Origin of the sequence: Actinomycetospora cinnamomea, from assembly GCF_003096675.1 — a bacterium.
In the GTDB taxonomy this organism is placed as follows: Bacteria; Actinomycetota; Actinomycetes; order Mycobacteriales; family Pseudonocardiaceae; genus Actinomycetospora; species Actinomycetospora cinnamomea.
The window spans coordinates 1-18724 of the sequence record NZ_QEKW01000034.1 but is presented as its reverse complement, the minus strand read 5'-3'; the positions used below and the strand labels follow the sequence as shown (position 1 = coordinate 18724).

Genomic DNA, 18724 nt, shown 5'->3' with positions numbered 1-18724 from the left:
CCCGCCGCGCCCACCGGGTCAGCTGCTCGCGCTCGGCGTCGGTGAGCACCAGCTCCGCCTTGGGACGTCCGATCCGGGCCTCGTCGTCCAGCCCGGCCAGCCGCCGGCGGCAAACCGACGGCGCCACTTGCCCACCGACACCGCCGAGGCCCCGTGCGACGAGCTATCTCAGCGTTCGAGGCGCCCTGACGCGGCGGCCAACACGATCCGCGCCCGCGTCGCTGCCCGCGGGGCCGACACCGCAGCCGACCGCGGACGGACCCCGATTCGCCATCAAAACATGATACAAACTCCGAAGACGAACTTGCATGGCGGGGCTGCCCGCCAGGTTCGGGCCGCCGCCGAGCGACGAGTTCTTTTGCATGGTCAGGCCGGAATGCCAGTCGTGCCAATGGTTGTCGAGGTGTCCCTCCAGCCGGAGCTCGTAGCCGGGGACCCCATCGCCCGGCGTGATCCCCACATCTGGGTCCGACCCGTGGAACTGTCCCGCGCTGGTTGACCCATGGAATCGGCACTTTGGATCTACTCTTGACGCATGGCCAGAGTGCGCCAAGCCCGTCGTTGCACCGCTCGGCGCAGCAACAGGTCGCCGTGTCGATGTTATGCCATTGTTGGCGGGAACGTGTGCCGAGTGCATGGCGGTGCGGCCCGCCAGGTTCGGGCCGCCGCCGAGCGCCGAGTTCTGCAGGCCCGCACGAACGTGATGTGCGCCCGGGAGAACGCTCGCCATGAGCTGGACCTGATCTTGTGGCAGCAGGCGCGCCGGGAAGTGGCCGCGCAGCTACTCGGCGTGCCGGTCAACCAGATCACCCGCGGCGATCTCCTCTGGGCCAACCTCCGGTTCGGTCGTCCGCCGCTGGCCCACGAAGCCCCCGCGCTGCGATGGCGTCGCGAGCCACAGTCCCCGCCAGCGGAGGCTTAGCCGGGGCGGCAAGGGACCTGACGGTCAGCACCACCATTTGCGGGCGCAGTAGCCGCCGGTCAGGGCGCCATCGGGAAGGTTCACGTGGGGGCGGTCCACGTCGACGTCGGGGACGTCGCCGGTGCTGCTGCCGGTGCTCCCGGCGGGGAGGGACTCGCAGGCCACCCCGTCGTCGTCTACGTCGAGCCTGGCGGGGTCGCTCGGGTCGGCGTCGAGGTGGTCCTGGGCGTCCTGCTGGGTGTCGAAGTCGCTGCAGTCCACATCGCCCGCGGTCGCCGAGCCGGCCCCGGAGCCGTTGCAGCCCCGGCCGTCCAGGTCGAGGCGGCGCAGCTCGGCGACGTAGGCATCGGAGGCGTCGTTGTCGCCCTCGTAGACCCCGGTATGCCGTTGGTCGACCATCCGCGACCCGAGGTCGCCGCCTTCGCCGGCGAGCGCCACGTAGCGCAGCGCGCGGTCGTTCTGGTCGGTATCGACGCCGGGCTCGCGGGTGAGGGTGACGGTGGAGCCGACGGGCATGAGGCTGCGGGCGTAGTCTTGGGCGGCGGGGCCGGCGTCGGTGCTCATCTCGCAGGAGTCGATGCCGAGCACGCGGACCTTCACGCCACCGGTGGTGGTGAAGGTGTCGCCGTCGTGGACGCTGCGGATGGTGACCTGCTCCCCGATCGGGGGCGCCGGGGTGGGCGCGGGGGAGTACACCGGGCTCTGTGCAGCGGCCACCGACGTCTCGCTCGGGGCCGTAGATGCTGCCTCCCTCGGGGGCGTAGGTGATTCGGAGCCGCCCGCGAGGTCGCCGATCGCGACGAGCACGAACACCGACGCGGCGATCCCGATCCACACCTTGTGCGCCCGCCTCACCGCTGCCCCTCTCGCCGCACGCCTCATCCGCACCGGTAGCCGTGCCGCCGGGTCGTGGCCATCACGCCGACCCGCAGCAAGTCCCGGGCTAAGCCCGGCACCAGGAGCAGAACGTCCCGGCGGGTGTCTCGCGGGGCGAACTGACGGTGTTACGCCACGGACGGTGGCGGCCCGGTTGCGAGCGACGGCCGCCCGGACTGCTCCATGCGGGATAACGGCGATGAGGGCGTGCCGCCAGGGCCACCGTCGCCGCGCCGCCGGGCGGTGGCGCCGTCCGCGTGTCATCAGCACGGACCCTTCTGGCCCGCCCGTCTCGCTCAAGCGCCCTCTGTGAATCTCCGAGACGGACCCCGTAACATCCCGGCCTTATAAAGATCCGCAGTTGCGGATCACCGGGGGGTCACGCTTGCACAGGGGGCAGCTTTGGCGTTGGGAACACTGGCGGTGTTGTTCATCGTGGGGGTGGCGATCGTGGAGCCCTTCCGCCGTCGTGTCGGTGGTCCGGGTGGCGGCAGCGAGAAGGAGAGCGTCGGCGTCACGTGGTTTCTCGTCGCGATCTTCCTTGGGATTCTCATAGCCGCCTCCTCGCCGTCGTAGACCAGCCGAAGAGCTGTGCGACGGGACAGCCGATCGTGCAGAATCGCTGTTGCTCGGGAAGACGATCACTGCCACCAACGCTCGCGTACGCGACGCCGCGGGAACCGCGCGCCTGACCCCGCCCTCCGCGCAATCGCTCGCGCCTGACGCCGAGATCTTCGCCCGCAAGCGGTACCTGAGCTTCGGATCGCCGGACTTCGTGCACGCCGACCACCCCGACGCGGGCCAAGAACCGTGGTGATCCACGTCAACCTCGAGCAGCCTGATGTCGAGGCTGGTCATCGCTATCTGCCCCATCCAGACCAAGCGACGCCGCGGGAACCGCGCGCCTGACCCCGCCCTCCGCGCAATCGCTCGCGCCTGACGCCGAGATCTTCGCCCGCAAGCGGTACCTGAGCTTCGGATCGCCGGACTTCGTGCACGCCGACCACCCCGACGCGGGCCAAGAACCGTGGTGATCCACGTCAACCTCGAGCAGCCTGATGTCGAGGCTGGTCATCGCTATCTGCCCCATCCAGACCAAGGAGATGCCCGGGTTCCGACGTGTTCCACGAACCCGCCGACGGTCAGCTCGCCGGTGGCGTCGAGCGGGGCCGAGGTGGCTGTCTGCTCGTCGCCCCAACTGGCGCACGAAGCTCCGGCGCCGCGATAGCGGCGTGGGGCCCAGGCCCCGCCTTCTGCGGTCCAACCACAGGTTCGGCAAGCCGCCGCTGGCGGACGATGCCCCCGCACCGCGATGGGAGCGCGAAATCCAGTCACCATCCCCCCGCAGCACCCACGTGCTCCTGCTCCTGTGGCGGCCATCGAGGCAGAACCGCTCCGGCGTAGGCGCTCCGTCCGCGAGCTGTAACACCAGCCGGGCGATGGCGATGCTCCTCGGACTTGGGAACACGGTGGGGGACCTGGTGGCGACCGGTGCGGGGGCTGAGACGGTGGTTGCGAGTGGAAGGCCCGTAGATCCCGAAGCGGCCATGAAGGACCGGGCCATCCGGCTCTTTGAGTTCCTCAAGCAGGCCCAACGACTTAAGAGCCGCGCGGTGGCTTCCGTTGAGACGTACCGGCGTTCCGGGGACGTGGTGTGGTGGCATGAGCTGCCAGCGCACCCGGCGGTCAGCACGGCGCTGGGTGACGCGGCCGGCGAGGGACCGGTGTTGCGGGTCGACCGCGTCAAGCACCGGGTGCCACCGGCGGCGCCGGGGTCGGTCGCGGCGTTCGTCGAGGGCGGGTTCGATGACCCCGCCGACGAGCCACGGCTGCGGAGGGAATCGGCGGGCGACCACCCCGACGGCCGGGCGGGCGAGGCGGACGCGCCTCCGGCCCAGGTGGTTGCCGAGTTCGAGCGCTGGCTTGATGACTGGCGGGAGTGGGCGGCCCGGGAGAGCCGTGATCGAGAAGCCCGCGAGCTCTACACCCGGCTGTTCGCGATCTATCTGGCGGCCACCGGTCACCCCGAGCAGAAGGAACTGCTCCTGGCCCGTGGATGCCTGTGCTGGCGTGGCGACGGCCAGGCTCCGGTGCAGCGGCACGTCCTGACATCTCCGCTGCAGATCACCCTGGACGGGTCGTCGGGGGCGCTGGTGGTGGAGCCCGCCGGTGCGGGCGACGCGATCAGCATTGAGCTCGACATGCTCGACCCGTCGTTGATCGCTCACCCGCAGGCCGTGCCCGCGCTGCGCGAGGAGGCTCGCCACGCGACCGAGCATGTCCTGGACCGCGACGTGGTCGGCGGGCTCGCGCGGCGGTTGGTGTACGCGCTCTCGTCCGAGGCGGACTACCAGGACCTGGACGAGCCGGCGGTGCCCGGCCCGCGGCCGGTCGTGAGCTATGCGCCGGCGCTGATTCTGCGGGACCGGTCCCAGCAGGGGCTGGTGGACATCTTCTCGACGATCGTCGATCAGATGAGCGTGGACGGGCAGGTCCCGGACGGGCTGCGCCCGCTGGTCGACCCCGATCACCAGCCCCCGCCGCCCGACATCGCGGCCGGCCCGGCGAACGAGGGTGGCGCGGTGGTCACCGTCGACGACGAGCTGTTCTTGCCGATGCCGGTCAACGAGACGCAGCGGCGAATCCTGCGCCAGGTCGACACTCATGCGCAGACCCTGGTGCAGGGCCCGCCCGGCACCGGTAAGACGCATACGGCGGCGGCGCTGATCTCGCACCTGCTGGCCCAGGGGCTGCGGGTGCTGGTCACCGCGCACACCGACCGGGCGCTGCGGGAGATCCGCAGCAAGCTGCCCCCAGACATTCAGCCGTTGGCGGTGTCGGTGGTCGGCACCGCCGGTGAGGACATGGCGCAGCTGCGGGTGGCCGTCGAGCGGCTCGCCGAACAGGCCGCCGAGGACCAGTACACCGACCCGCACGCGGTCGACGAGGCCGTCAGGCGGACCTTGGGCGCGATTGACGACCTACGGCGACAGCGCGCCCGCGCCTACCGCGAACTGATAGCCCTGCGGGAGCGCGAGGTCCACCTCCACGAGATCGCCGGCTACCAGGGCACCCTCGCCGGGATCGCCCAGCAGCTCGCCACCGAAGAGGACGTGTTCGGATGGCTCGCCGAGCACGTCGACACCGTCACCGGTGACCCGGCCCTGACCGACGCCGACGCGGTGGCGTGGCACCGACTGCGCACCGACCCCGACGTGGCCATGGACGAACCCGAAGCGACCGGCCGATTCCCCGTGCCGGAGTCGCTGCCCGAACCGGGCCAGTTCGCGACCATGGTGGACGCCGAAGCCTCCGCCGCTACTCAGGTCGACCAGTTCGCGCCGCTACGGGCGCACCCGGCCTGGGCAGGGCTGGGTCGCCTGGCTCCCGGCGAGCGGCAGGCCCTGCGGTCGCGGATGGCGTGGTTGGCCAGCGAAGCCGACGCGCTGGACCACCGCGGGGAGCCTTGGACGGCGGCGGCACTGAACGACGTGCGCCACGGCCGCGGCGGACCTTGGCACGCCCGCTTCCAGCAGCTCAACGATCTCATCGCGGCCGCGGAGCCCCCGGTGGCTGCGCTCGGATCGATCACCGACGTGCGGGTCACCGACGGGGACGTGGACGCGCTGGTCCCGCTGGCCGAGGCGTTGCAGGCCCACCTCGCTGGCGGGGGCCGGATCAAGCTAGGGCCTGCGGGCGACCCTCGATCGGGTGCCTTCGCGCCGCGACCGGTCAAGCAGGCGGCGGTCCTGTTCGAGCGGGCTCGGGTCGACGGTTTAGCGCCGACGCGCCCCGAGCAGCTCGAGGCGTTCCTGGCCTGGGTGCGCGCCACCCGCACGCTGGCCGCCCTGGACCGCGCGTGGCCCGCCGGCACCGACATCCCGCCGGAGGACACCCTGCATGAGCAGCTGCAGTGGCACCAGAACGAGCGCCACCTGCTGGCACGGATCCTGAATCTTGGCCACGCCTATCGTCAGGAGGAGCGCCAGCACCTCGAGCGCGGGCTGCCCCGCCCCGACTGGCGCGACCCGAGCCTGCCCCGCACCTACGTGCACCTGGTGGACGCGGTCACCGCGGCTGACACCCTCGCCACCACCTCACGGCCCCTCGAGGAGCTCGAGCGCCAGTTCGACACTTACCTCGCCGAGCAGCCCGACCAGGCACCGGCCTGTGTCACCGCGGGCCGCCAAGCCGTCGAGGCTCGGGACCGCGTCGGGTACGCCGCCGCCTACCGACGGCTGCAGCGCCTCCACGACGTCCGCCACCAGGTGGGCCGCCGCGACGGCCTCGATCAGCGCCTCCGCGAACACGCACCCACCCTGCACGCAGCGATCACCGGCAGCCTCAACGACCCTGCCTGGCCGGAGCGGCTCTCGCGATTCTCAAGCGCCTGGCGCTGGGCCACCGCCCGCGGCTGGCTCACCAACCAGGAGCGGCAGGACGTCAACGCGCTGCAGGCGCGGGTGTCGGACATCGAGACCGACATCCGTGCCCAGGTCGAAGAGCTCGCCGCGACCCGGGCGTGGAGCCACGCGGTGCATCCGCAGCGACTTTCCCGCGGCGCCCGAGCCAGCCTCCAGCAATACGCCTACCTCGTGCGGCGCCTCGGCAAAGGCACCGGTACCTACCAGGCGCAGCGACGCGCGGAAATCCGCGAGGCGATGGACCGGTGTCGCGCCGCGGTGCCGGTCTGGATCCTCCCGCTCTACCGGGTCGCCGACCAGCTACGGATCAGCCGCGACATGTTCGACGTCGTCATCGTCGACGAGGCCTCCCAAGCCGGCCTGGAGGCCACGTTCCTGCAATACCTCGCCCCGCGCATCCTCGTGATCGGGGACGACAAGCAGGTCTCACCGTCGGCGGTGGGCGTCGACCAGCAGCAACTTCGCCACCTGGCCGACCAATACCTCTACGACGACCCCTACCGGGCCACCTGGCAAGACCCCCAACGCAGCCTGTTCGACGAAGCCAAGATGCGCTACGGCGGAACACTCACCCTCACCGAGCACCGCCGCTGCGTTCCGGAAATCATTGGTTTCTCCAACCGCATCGCCTACGAACCCAACAACATCCGCCTGGTCTCAGTCCGCCAATACGGCGCCGACCGACTCGACCCCATCAAGACCGTCTTCCTACCCGACGGCTACACCCGCGGCACGACCAACAAGATCAACCCGGTCGAGGTCGACGCCGTCGTCGAGCAGATCGAAGCCTGCCTGGCTGACTCCCGCTACGACGGACTCACCATCGGGGCAATCTCCCTGCTCGGCTCCGCGCAAGCCAAGGCCATCGAGAAAACGCTCCTCGACCGGATCCCAGGCGACACCTGGGCCCAGCGCGACCTGCGCGTCGGGGACGCCGCAGACTTCCAAGGCTCGGAACGCGACGTCATGTTCCTATCCATGGTGGCCGCCCCCGAGCCTGGCCGCCGGCTCACCGCACTGACCCGCGAGAGCTACGTCCAGCGCTACAACGTCGCCGCCTCCCGCGCCAGAGACCAAATGTGGGTCTTCCACTCGGTGAGCCTCAACGACCTCACCAACACCGAGGACATGCGCTTCCACCTGCTGGACTACTGCCACGGCATCCAGCACCGCAGCACCAACCCTGTCGATGGCGTCCCCGCCGGCGCCGTGCCCGACGACGAACGCGTGACGCCGTTCGACTCCCTGTTCGAACAGCGCGTGTTCAACAAGCTGGTCGACCGCGGCTACACCGTCATCCCCCAATACCCCGCGCTGGGCTACCGCCTCGACCTCGTGGTCGTCGGCGGCGCCGCCCGACTAGCCATCGAGTGCGACGGCGACACCTGGCACGGCCCCGAGGCCTACCAGCGTGACATGGCCCGCCAACGCGAACTCGAACGATGCGGCTGGCACTTCTTCCGCATTCGCGAGTCCGCATTCTACGTCGACCCAGCACACGCGCTGAGCGATCTGTGGGACAGCCTCGCCGAGCTCAACATCCACCCGTCAACGCAACAGCCCGACAGCGCCGCTCAAATTGACGACGTCGTCCCGGTCGCCGGCAACGCACCACCAACAGCGGGGCACGACAGCCCGGTGGCACCGGAGCCGGAGCACAGCGGCGCACAGCCGAACAACCCTCCGACGGACGCACCAGCGCCAGGACCCGAGCCACTTCGTGAGAAGACCTCACAGGAGCCCTCCAGCGCGGTCGCGCACGAGCCCACCACCATCGACTTCGACCCGGCGGAGAACGGATTAGCGCCCTACAAAGCGTTCACCGGCCACGCCACCCCACCCGCCGCAGCCACTCGAGCCGAGCTGACCGACGGCCTACTGCGTATCGTCGAGGTCGAGGGCCCGGTCCTCACCGATCGAGCCTTCGCCGTCTACGTTCGAGCCGCCGGCGGCCGACGTGTCGGGCCACAAATCGCCAAGGATCTCGCAACTGTCGTGAAGAGTGCCGTGCGCCGAGGCCAACTCGTGCAAGACAATCCCCTCGACGAGTCAGCTCAGCAGCGGACGCTCCGGCTACCGAGCCAGCCCGTCGCGATCCCCCGCGAGCTCGGTCCGCGCTCCTTTGACGACATCCCACCCCGGGAACTAGCCCACCTCATCTATCGCGTGCAGCAGGACGGCCTCGAGGACGAACAACAGCTCTTTCGCGAAGTCCTCAACCGCTACGGGCTCAAGCGCTTGACCCCCAACGTGACCGCGCGCCTCAAGGCGGCCCGTTCAATCAACCACACGAATGCCGAGAGCCACCTCGTGCGAGGTAGACCGAACGGAGAGGCATCGCTCGCCCGCCATGCTGCCGCCGATGATGATTGTGGCGGGCTTGCCGAGCCCCCAGCAGGGGTACGCGTAACGGCCGGCCCCAGCGGTCGCCGAGCACCTTTGGCTCCGGCAGGAATGACATCCGAAGGCGCTGAGGGGGACGGAAGGGACGCCCCCCACCGCTGACGATGCGTTACGACGGTGGAGCTCGGTTGTTCTGCGGCTGGGCGCGCGCGGGTTACGCAGCGACATGGGTGGGTGTCGTCCCTTCCGTCCCCCTGGTCGCCGAGCCACCTCACGAGTCACCCGAAACGGCATGAAGGCCACGTTCCTGCTCGCGCTCACGGGCGATGTCCTCGACTGTTTTGAACCGCACGCCGCGCCAGAGCCTGATCTTCGCTCCGGCCGTCGTAACCGGTCGGCTCTTTCGAGGCGAAGCGATCGCCGGTATCGCGAGCTATCCGGCCAGGGTGACAGTCGACGTGCTGCGCGTGCGGCCCGAGGCGTCGACACGTCGACCCCAGGTCGCCCTGCTACAACACGGAACGAACGTACAGGTCCGTTGTGCGGTGACGGTCGCCGACGACACCTGGTACGAGCTGCTGGAACCGCATCCGAGGAATTTCGTCTCCGACATCGGCCTGTCCTTCCTCGATGGCTCCCCCCCCCCCCGCCGCGCTGCTAAGCCGGGGCTTTCACCGGGCTGCGTTCGACACGAGCTCCTGGAAGACGAAAGCCGCTCCCCGCGGGCACTACGGAAAGGGAAGCTCACCTTACTCAACGCGGAACCAACCTCGCCTCGACCTCCCATGATCTTGGTGTTGGTGATCATCGCCACGTGACCCCGGCACGAGCGGTACCGGCTGATAGAGACGTGGCGCCCAGCCGAACCGGTGCTTGTCAACTGACCGGAGACCGATTCGCTGCGTGCCGCTTGATCGCCTGACGGACGCGGTGTGCGGGAGGCGAGGCATCCTCCGCTAGTCCACCTGAGCGGCGTCCCCTCCTTCCTATTCAGCTCTTCGCCACGAAGAGTCCACACTGAGCGCCTTCGCAGGTGGTGAGGACATGGCAGAAAAGCACAGAGTCAGCAACCGTGCACGCATTGTCACCCTAGCTGCGGTGATCGCCGTCCTGATGGTCATCAGCGTGGTCGTCGTCGTATTGGGCAACGCCCGCCCTGCACCGCCACCTGGTCAGGTACTAGCGCCGGTCGGCGCCCAAGGTCCACCCCAATACGACCACGACGTCGACGCCGTGGCACCGGCAGCAGTGCCAGCGCCAGCGCCACCGCCGCAAGCGGCAGACGAGGTGCGCGCTCAGCTTGAGCAGGCAGAGGCTCGGCGAGCAGCATTGCGCGAGGGGACGGTCATCTACAACGCGCCGGATCCTGTGCGGCAGGGCCAAACACAACGGATCGAGGTCCGTGCGTCTGGAATTGAGGAGCGGCTCGCCGCGCTGAACGCCTTCCCCTCCAGCCAGCCCGCGCCGCAGGAGCAGCCGATCAAGATTGGGATGACCCTCCGAGCGCAACTTTCAGGAGATGGATTCGAGACCACGCTTCTAGGTGGGGAGGACAGCGCACGTCCATCTCTTCGCGGCGATGTTCCCGAGTGGGTTTGGGACGTCCGGGCTACGAAGCCTGGCATGAGGACGCTAACCCTGACGGTGAGGTCTTACGTCGGAAGTGACGAGGTGGACGCCATACGCTACGTGCATCGGCCCATCCGGGTTGAACGCGATTGGGGATACACCGTAATCAACCTGCTCGGCTCACCAGCATGGACAGCGACCGGCATTACCGTGCCCGTTATCCTGGGCGGTATCGGAGCCGTGTGGGCTTCCGTTAGACGGAGAAGGAAGAAGCAGCAGGCTGGCGAGCCACCGCAACCGCCATCACCACCTCAGCCCGCCGAGAAGGCGGAACAGTCACCTTCTACGGGCTACCTGTAGTCCGCAAGGGAGGACGTCGCCCCGTGATTGGGCTGTCGATCGCGTCGCTGTGCCGTCGAGTACAGCTCCGGCTGGCGAGGTCGTGTTGCACGGCGGCGCACGAACGTGATCTGCGCCCGGGAGAACGCCCGCCACGAAGGACCGAAGCACCGACAGAGGACTGGTCCGACCCATGGAAGTGTCCCGCGCTAGTTGAGCCATGGAATCGGCACTTTGGATCTATACTAAGCGCATGGCTCGAGTGCGCCAAGCCCGCCGTTGCACCGCCCGACGCAGCACGGGTCGCCGTGTCGATGATACGCGATTGTCGGCGGGAAGGTGTGCCGGGTACATGGCGGGCCCGCGCCTCAGGTCCGGGCCGACGCCGACCGGCGGGTCCAGCAGGCCCGGACGAATGTGATCTGTGCCCGGGAGAATGCTCGCTACACCCCGAACCGGGGGCCCGCCTCGACGGCCGCTCGGGCAGCAGGGCGAGGACGTGGGCTCATTACACGCGAGCAAAGTTGCCGAGAGTATTCTATCCACTAAGCTGATAGGCGTACTGCGGGCAGTACACCTTTATTGCTTCACCGGCGAAGTACCCCGCGAGTGCCGCGCTGTAGTCGTAGGGCTCGTCCATGAGCTTGTTTGCCTCGGGAGTGATGCTTGACCCGGCGCTGATGTTGGAACAGACTTGCCGGCCACCGGCGATCCGTGTGCCTTCGCTCGGGGTGACGATGTCTCGCGCCTCAAGGCGTGACAGGAAATCTGCATCCGCGGAGTAGTAAGAGGGCGGGTAGTAGGTGGGCGGGGGCGCGTAAGTCACCGTGTAGTGCGGGTACGGGACGTATTGAGTCTGCGCCGATGCCGGCGGCTGAGCGGGTGCGGGAACGACAACAACGTTTGGAGGTGACGGCGGCGGCGTGCTGACGGGGAAAGCGCAGCCGACAAGCAGGGCCGCGCCCGTGACCGCCAAGCCCGTCGTGGTCGCGGCACCCCGGCTAACGAGACGCATGGTGCGGCACCCCCCATCGGCGCACCGATCTAGCCCCGTCTAGCCTGGCTCCAAGACGTAAGCACTACTAGCCACCGTACGGGTTGCACCTGGCCAACGTGTCCACTCACAGGGACCAACAATGGCGCGCATGGCAGGGGCGCAGACGGAGAAGTACCTCCGAATGGATAACTCGGCCGCCCCAAGAGTCGGCGGTGGCGCTGCGCCGCTTCGTGCGCACCCACTCGATCGTGCCGGACCTGCCCACCGCGGTGTCGCTGCGCGCCTTCGCCTCGGTCGCCGTCACCGGGGCCGACGCCGCGACGCGCCGGGGACTCGTGCGGGCGCTCGTCGCGCAGATGGTCACCTTCCACCAAATGCCCGGGAGCGCTCCCACGGGTGGTGGTGCCGTCATCGACGGGGCTCTGCGCAGCCGCGACCCCGACCCATGGAACTGTCCCGCGCTGGTTGACCCATGGAATGGGCACTTTGGATCTATACTTAGCGCATGGCTCGAGTGCGCCAAGCCCGCCGCTGCACCGCCCGGCGCAGCAACGGGCTGCCGTGTCGATCATACGCGATTGTTGGCGGCAAAGTGTGCCGCGTACATGGCGGGGCCGCGCCCCAGGTCCGCGCCGCCGCCGATCGGCGGACCATGCAAGCCCGCACGAACGTGATGTGCGCCCGAGAGAACGCTCGCCACGAGTTGGACGTGATTTTGTGGCGGCAGGCGCGGCGCGAGGTGGCTGCGGAGCTCCTGGGTCTGCCGGTGGACGAGGTGACCCGCCGCGACCTTCTGTGGGCCAATCTCAGGTTCGGGCGGCCTCCGCTGGCGTATGAAGCACCCGCGCCGCGATGGCAGCGCGAGCCGCAATCTCCGCCAGCGGAGGCTTAGGACGGGGCTCTGCGCAGCCGCGCGTGCTCGCCACCGACACCACTTGGAACGACGAGACGATGGGCGACGACCAGGAGCAGACCGAGCGCCGCCTGGACGCGCTCGTCGAACAGTTCCTCGAGCAGCACCCTCGATAGACCACACTGCGTACTCGTGGGGGTTGATGATGGGTCTTCTCGCTCGCGGAGGCCTCAGCGCCTGGCCCGCTCCTCCTGGCGGCCGGACTCCGTCCGCCACGTGCTGCGCAACGCCCGAAACGCGAAGATTCGCACCCACCGCGGCGAGGAGGTCGGTCCGGCGAAGTGGGATGGGCTGGTCGATCAAGCTGCCGCGAGCTGTTCACCCCGAGCTGGCGCCGGGTCGGGTCGACCGCGAGTAGCAGGGCGCGGCTGCGGGGCTAGCCCGCAAGCACAAGCGCGAAGCCGCCCACGATGAGAACTACGGCGAAGCACGCGCAGCCCGCCTTGCTCGGACAGCGCCGCCCAAAAGGCCAAGAGCATGCCAAGGGCGACAATTGTCAGGCCGATCCCACCCATTACCTTGCCCTCCCCCGGTGGACGCGGCCTTGCTGCGGCCACCACTGCTGGCACGGCCCGAAGCCCACAGAGTGCCACCGCCCTTGGGCTCGTCCTCCACCGGGTCCCCTCTTGGTCACCGGTCGAGGCGGCGTTCCTATACCTACCCCCGGGTGGGGCACGGTGGCGGGCATGGTCCGACTGGTGCGCACGTACCTGGCCCTGCGACGTAGTGGCGCGAGAGTAGCCGTAAAGCTGCCTACTCCTGCTCGCGGTCACCATCTTTAGCGGGGCCCCATACTTGCCGAGGCCCGAACCGGCCCGCATGCGGCGGGCGGTTTGCTCGTCGTCGTACTCGTTGACCGGTTCGGAGTCTGGGTCGACCTGGAGCAGCGCCTGGAGCAGCGCTCGACCTCGCGCCGCGCCTGCTGCCACAAGATCAGGTCCAGCTCGCGGCGAGCCGCCTCGCCAGCGCAGCGTGTTCCGCGCCCCGCTTAGACATCCCACGGTCCGAGGAGGTCAAGCTGCGGTCGCCGCGGTGGTGTCGGCGGCAGGTGGCCAGGCCGTGGTCTCGTCGTAGCGACGTTGGTGGCGCAGGCAGCCGTGAAGGATGCCGACGAGCCGGTTGCCGAGGGCTCGGAGGGCTTGGTGGTGGGTGTTGCCGCGGGCGCGGTGGGCGTCGTAGTAGGCCCGCGCGCCGGGTGAGCGGGTCAGCGCGGCGAAGGCCTGCTGGTAGAGCGCGTCGGCGAGACGCCGATTGCGGGCGTGGCGGGCCAGCACGACCCGGGTCTTGCCCGAGGCGCGGGTCACCGGCGCCATCCCGGAGTAGTTCTTGCGGGCCCGAGCGTCGGCGTAGCGCTGCGGGTCGTCCCCGAACTCGGCGAGCACCCGGGCGCCGAGCACGTGGCCCAGCCCGGGCTGGGACAGGTAGATCTCAGCGTCCGGGTGCCGGCCAAAACCCGCCTCCACCTCGCCTTGCAGCACCTCGCACTGGCGGGCGAGCTCACCGATCACCGCGACCAGCGCCCGCACCGATGCGGCGTAGGCCTCGACCACACCGGGGTGGGCCTCGAGCTGCTCGGCGCGCAGTGTCTCGACGATCGGCCCCGGACACCCCGTGGCGTTCCCAATACCGCGAGGCCTGCAGCGGGTTCACCGCATAGACCACATACCCGGCGGCGAGCAGAGCCTGCACCCACGGCCCGCGGTCAGTCTCGATCCCCACCAGCACCTGGTCGGCCCCGGCCTCGGGGTCGAGGTGATCAGCGATCAGCGCGTGCAGACCCGCCAGGCCGGCCGCGCCCTCCTCGAACCGGCGTCGCCCCAGACGCCGGCCGGTTTCGTCGACGATCTCGACGTCGTGATGGTCCTCAGCCCAGTCATCTCCGACGAACAGCACCAGCCTCTCCGTCTCCTCGACCGATGGGCGAGCCTTGGAGGAGAACGGGTGCGACCTCATGGATCAGTGCTCGCAGCGGCAGCGCCGGGCACGACATCCCACCAGCCCTACGAACTCCTCACCGACCGACGAGGGGCACGATCTAAGCGTACATCTCACAGACCTGGGTCCAGCAGTGCTCACCTCGCCGGCGGCTCGGACACCCAGCCAATCACCGGCCCACCAGGTGCGGCCCCATTAGGGTCGGGCGGCCTCAATAGGCGTTCACACAGTCGAGAAGCAGCGTCGCATTGACCGTGATCACATAGAGCTCGACGCGGATAGTCGTTGACTGCGCGCCCCCAAGATCGAGCGTGTTCACAACAAGTTCCCACGAATTCTCGTCACTTGCCGTGAAATTCGTGGCGGACGACGCATTCGTACCTAGATTCCAGATGCCAAGCCGTCCCTGTATCGGCTGAGGGCTAGTCGATCGTACGAAGGCAAAGCACGACACGCTCGGCGCATTGACGCCGCTGACGTCCTGACCCACAGAACCTGCCTGAAGAGTCGTGCTCATCGCCCCGACTCTCGAGCCCGAGAGAGCTCTGGGGTCAGCCGCAGTCCCCCAACTCACAGCGCCTGCCGCGTTGATCTTCTTCCATGGGGCATCCCCCGTTTCGAAGTTTGGGTTTCGCAAGAAGGACATATTTCCCCCCACACCGAGCCCGCATCTCCCTGGAGGTTGTCGCTCCGCTTGAGAGGCGGGTCCTCCGCCAATTCTCGTCCACTATGAGTCCGGGGGGCAGCTCCGACAAGTAGGCCATGGGAATATTCACGCTATGGATGGCGGACGACCTGCGATGTAGGCCAATGGGCTTAGTGTGAGACGCAGCCGTCCATAGGCGTAAGACCCGGCCGGATGCAGTGGTGCGAATGGGGCAAGTGTTTAGCCCGGGATCTTTTTCGTGATCTTGGCATTAGTGATCGTTGCGCGGCTCGATGGCCGGTGATGACGCCGACGGTGGCTGGTGGGTACGACAGCGTGACCGCTCTCGGGCGGGGCGCCGGGTCCACGAGCCGGTCGGAGGGTCGTGGGTCGCAGGGGCAGCGGTGGTCGCGGGTGGTCAGCCGGGGCGGGCGTGCCCACCGGTGATCGCGGCGTCCCGGTAGGTGATCGTGCTGGTGGTCGCTCCGTGGAACTCCGCCGAGAACTCGCTCCAGGCCGAAGCAAGCGCGCCAGCCTATGGAGCTGTCGCGGCGTCCGTTGACCCCCGGATGGTGACCGCAGCAACGGCACGAGCAGCCGCGCGTCGGTGGACCGGGAGCAGAACCAGGCAATTCGGGAGTGGGCTCGGAAGCAGGGCATGACCGTCAGCGATCGGGGCCGCATCCCCCGCGAGGCCCACGACACCGAGCGGTGATCATAGCGATTCCGGTCCAGCTCGGCGTAGCCGACCGTAACGCTTCGCGCGCAACGACATCGGCGGAGGGTGCTCGAAGCCACGGTCGGGCGGAATGCCAAGCGAGATCGTCAAGCCCGTGGGTATCATCGCCTTCTTCGGGATTGGCGTCACCAGCTACGCGACGAGGGGGCTTTCCCGGCAGCACCCGTAGCGAAAGGCGCGAACCCGTGGCACAACGGACTGTGGTCACCCTCCTCGACGACCTCGACCAGAGCCCCGCCGATGAGACCGTCGAGTTCGGGCTCGACGGCGTGACCTACGAGATCGACCTGTCCGCGCAGCATGCGGCCACCCTGCGCGACGCCCTGCGGGACTACGTCGAGCACGCCCGCCGCACCGGCGGGCGCCGCCGCGCCAGCACCGGCAGCTCGTCGGGAGGCCGCTCGGCGACGGGTGGCGACCGTCGCAACGGCGCAGGTGCGCGCGCGTCGGTGGACCGGGAGCAGAACCAGGCGATCCGGGAATGGGCCCGCAAGCAGGGCATGACCGTCAGCGATCGGGGTCGCATCGCTCGCGAGGTCGCCGACGCCTACCACCGCAGCCACTGACCCCCCTCGATGGCTAATCGACCGACGTCACGCTCGAACGGGCGGACAGGCTTCTGATCAGGCTAGTGCGTTGACCATGAACGTTCGCCGAGTTCAGGCGGCTCGGGGGGCCGCCGCCGAGCGCCGAGTTCTGCGGCTCATCGGCCGCGCGGGAGACACTCGCGTTTCCGACCACCCCTTAGTCAACGGCCGAGCGCGACGTGGACAACGTGGGCGTCGGAGATGTCCTCGAACGACGCCTCCAGCCCGTCACGCATGCGGATCACGTGGGCGAACCGGGACCGGAACGACGCGCCGCTTCTTCGGGCGGTCCCAGCGAACCATCCGAGCACGACGATCACATCTCCGGCCTCGAGGAATTCGTCAGGGGTCACCGTGAACTCGCTCCAGTCCTCGGGAACCGGAGCGAACACGTTGTCCACGATTGCCTGGGGTCCGACGTAGCGGCCCTGATAAGGCCCGGCCCCCTCGATCCACTCGATGTCGGGCTGCATCACCGCGAGGACGGTCGGGATGTCGCCGCTGTTGAAGGCGCTGTAGGCGCCCCGGACGGTGGCAACGTTCGTGCTTTGTGTGGTCGTCATAGCGGCCAGCGTCCACCGCGTCCCCCGACGCGGTCAGTACGGCAAACTACGTATTGGACCTGCGAAGCTGGACTCGCTGCAGTGGGCGCGCTCGTCGACCTCCCGCAGGCCGAGGGCATGCGTGCTGCGGCCACGAGACCGGCGCTTCCGCGCGCCGGGTGACGAGGATCGGGCTCCCGTCCCCGCACAGCTGGTCTACGTCGCCCGCATACCCGCCCCCCGCCGTCGCGCCGGGCCGCCGCCGTCGTCCATCTTCACCCCCATGTCGAGGGGTAGGTCCGCGGGGATCGCCGGCCCCGGTCCAGCTCTACGTGTGCGAGCGGAACGGGCGCCCGTCCGAGGTCGACTTCGTCAAGACATGCGGCGTCAGACAACCTTCGGCCCCCACCGTCGTCCCGCAGGGCGGGACCGCGACCGGTGGCGAGGGCCCCGGCGACGCCTCACCGGACGCCCGTGTCGTTCTGATACCCAACTACTTCGGCAGCAGAGGCAGCGTGCAGAGCAGCGGACAGGAACCTTCCGCTGCTAAGCAGCAGCCCGGCAACACCGGCCACTGAGGGGGCGACCAGACGGCGGGTACCTCAGCGCACCGATGTGAGGTCCGGCGGGTCATCGACGAGGGGTAGTAGTCGCGGCCCCTTGCGTGCGCGCCACCACGCGCCGCACTCAGGACCGTGTCGCCGCTCGGGTTTGTACGGCGCGTCGTTCCGGTGATGCGAGCGCGGGCTGTGCTCGGATTCAACCCGTGTGGGGGGTAGGCCTGGGGGTCAATAACGTCTCGATCGTGGGAGCGCGTTCGGGGCCGGGTTCCTCGCGCTCTTGTTCGTGGCCTTCTCGACGTACATCGCGCGGTACTTCTACGTCTACGCCGCGGCGGGCGGGCCGCTGCTCGTGTTCGTCGGCCTTGCTCAGCGGATCGAAGGCTTCTGGCTGTACGAGGTCCCTGCCGTAGTGGGGAACGAGGTACGCGGCGGCCGCGGGTGGGCGCCGTTGGTGCTCGCGGCGCTCGCCCGGTACCTCGCCCCGCCGCTGCTCGGGCTGGCGGGCGCGGCGCTGATCGCCGCAGGGAACCCGTGGGCCGTCCTCCTCGCCGTGACGTTCCTTTCGATCCCCGCCCTGCTCTTGGCGCGGAACGCTCTGGCCTTCACGATCCCGCTGCTCGTGGTCCTGGGCCTCGGCGCCGTCCTGCTCAACGGCAGCGCGGAGCAGCAGGCGTTCGCTGCGGTCTTCGTGGTGTGGTTCCTTCTCATCGCCGGGACCGTCCAGACCTTTAGCATCCCCGCTGCCAAGGGGTCCACCGAACCCCTTCCGCGACTGACCCTGATCCCCGGCGTGGTGTGGCGTCTCCTGTGGGTCGTCGTGGCGATCGTCGCCCTCATCGTCGGCGCGCAGTTGCTGCTCCGCCCCGGGTATGGGATCGGCTAGGCCAGCTCGCTTGATCTTCTGGTCAGCATATTGATCGCCTCGGTGGGCCCGTTGGACACGGCCGACGCGGGAAGCGGGCCCACAGTTCCCTCGCGCGACGAGTCCCGGGTGCGCACGCCAGGCGGTGCACGATCTGGGGTCAGCCGCCCGCTCGTCGTCGCGAGCAAGCCGGTACCGTCGATCGTGCCGAGATTGTGGACGCGGACGCAAAGGTCGGCCACCACGTCAGCTCGGTGGTGTCTCTGAAGTCCCGTGCGGACCAGTCTTAGGCCCTTCGGGCCACACGACTCTCTCGGTCTGTACACCGTTGGTGGTTGCCTTGCGGCGTGCAGCCCGCGAAGCTGGGCTTATTGAGGTTGGCCCCTGGTACCGGACACGTCAGCTGAGGTGGACCCGGTCCGCCAGGGAGGATGTCGTTCGTGCCCGCACCTCACCCGCCGGAGTTC

Annotated in this window: 9 protein-coding genes and 3 pseudogenes; 7 read left to right on the top strand and 5 right to left on the bottom strand. The window is 68.9% G+C overall.

Features of this window, described 5'->3' with window-relative positions; translation table 11 throughout:
- Positions 1 to 946: 946 nt before the first annotated feature.
- Positions 947 to 1639: a thermonuclease family protein gene (locus C8D89_RS29975; protein ID WP_207787480.1), complete on the bottom strand. Its 693-nt coding sequence runs from the start codon at positions 1637 to 1639 to the stop codon at positions 947 to 949.
- A 1706-nt stretch (positions 1640 to 3345) separates the two neighbouring features.
- Between C8D89_RS29975 and C8D89_RS28330 the strand changes: the two genes are divergently transcribed.
- From C8D89_RS28330 to C8D89_RS28910, 3 genes are all read left to right on the top strand, one after another.
- Positions 3346 to 8727: an AAA domain-containing protein gene (locus C8D89_RS28330; RefSeq protein WP_133252109.1), complete on the top strand. Its 5382-nt coding sequence runs from the start codon at positions 3346 to 3348 to the stop codon at positions 8725 to 8727.
- A gap of 164 nt (positions 8728 to 8891) precedes the next feature.
- The gene (locus C8D89_RS28915; RefSeq protein ID WP_133252108.1) at positions 8892 to 9383 is read left to right on the top strand and encodes a hypothetical protein; all 492 of its coding nucleotides are present in this window, start codon (positions 8892 to 8894) and stop codon (positions 9381 to 9383) included.
- 226 nt (positions 9384 to 9609) lie between these two features.
- Positions 9610 to 10494 carry a hypothetical protein gene (locus tag C8D89_RS28910; RefSeq protein WP_133252107.1) on the top strand — a complete coding sequence of 295 codons (885 nt, stop codon included), beginning with the start codon at positions 9610 to 9612 and terminating at the stop codon, positions 10492 to 10494.
- A gap of 517 nt (positions 10495 to 11011) precedes the next feature.
- Here the strand turns inward: C8D89_RS28910 and C8D89_RS31280 are convergent.
- Entirely contained in the window at positions 11012 to 11488 is a 477-nt protein-coding gene (locus C8D89_RS31280) for a DUF732 domain-containing protein (protein ID WP_116711492.1), read from the bottom strand.
- Positions 11489 to 11637: 149 nt separating this feature from the next.
- Here C8D89_RS31280 and C8D89_RS31275 point away from each other — a divergent pair.
- Positions 11638 to 11841 (top strand): annotated as a pseudogene (locus tag C8D89_RS31275) (hypothetical protein); the annotation flags it as partial.
- A 1555-nt stretch (positions 11842 to 13396) separates the two neighbouring features.
- On the opposite strand, the pseudogene C8D89_RS28315 reads toward C8D89_RS31275, so the two are convergent.
- Positions 13397 to 14276 (bottom strand): annotated as a pseudogene (locus C8D89_RS28315) (transposase).
- Positions 14277 to 14529: 253 nt separating this feature from the next.
- On the bottom strand, positions 14530 to 14835 hold the full coding sequence (locus C8D89_RS28905) for a hypothetical protein (RefSeq protein WP_133252106.1): 306 nt from the start codon (positions 14833 to 14835) through the stop codon (positions 14530 to 14532).
- A 730-nt stretch (positions 14836 to 15565) separates the two neighbouring features.
- Here C8D89_RS28905 and C8D89_RS28310 point away from each other — a divergent pair.
- A pseudogene (locus C8D89_RS28310) lies at positions 15566 to 15679 on the top strand (Lsr2 family DNA-binding protein); the annotation flags it as partial.
- 209 nt (positions 15680 to 15888) lie between these two features.
- Complete coding sequence (locus tag C8D89_RS28305; RefSeq protein ID WP_116711490.1) at positions 15889 to 16269, top strand: histone-like nucleoid-structuring protein Lsr2; 381 nt, start codon at positions 15889 to 15891, stop codon at positions 16267 to 16269.
- A gap of 182 nt (positions 16270 to 16451) precedes the next feature.
- Here C8D89_RS28305 and C8D89_RS28300 read toward each other — a convergent pair whose 3' ends face one another.
- Positions 16452 to 16853: a nuclear transport factor 2 family protein gene (locus tag C8D89_RS28300; RefSeq protein WP_116711489.1), complete on the bottom strand. Its 402-nt coding sequence runs from the start codon at positions 16851 to 16853 to the stop codon at positions 16452 to 16454.
- A gap of 825 nt (positions 16854 to 17678) precedes the next feature.
- On the opposite strand from C8D89_RS28300, the gene C8D89_RS28295 reads away from it, so the two are divergent.
- Positions 17679 to 18278, top strand: a complete 600-nt coding sequence (locus C8D89_RS28295) for a M50 family metallopeptidase (protein WP_165825994.1) — start codon at positions 17679 to 17681, stop codon at positions 18276 to 18278.
- Positions 18279 to 18724 lie beyond the last annotated feature (446 nt).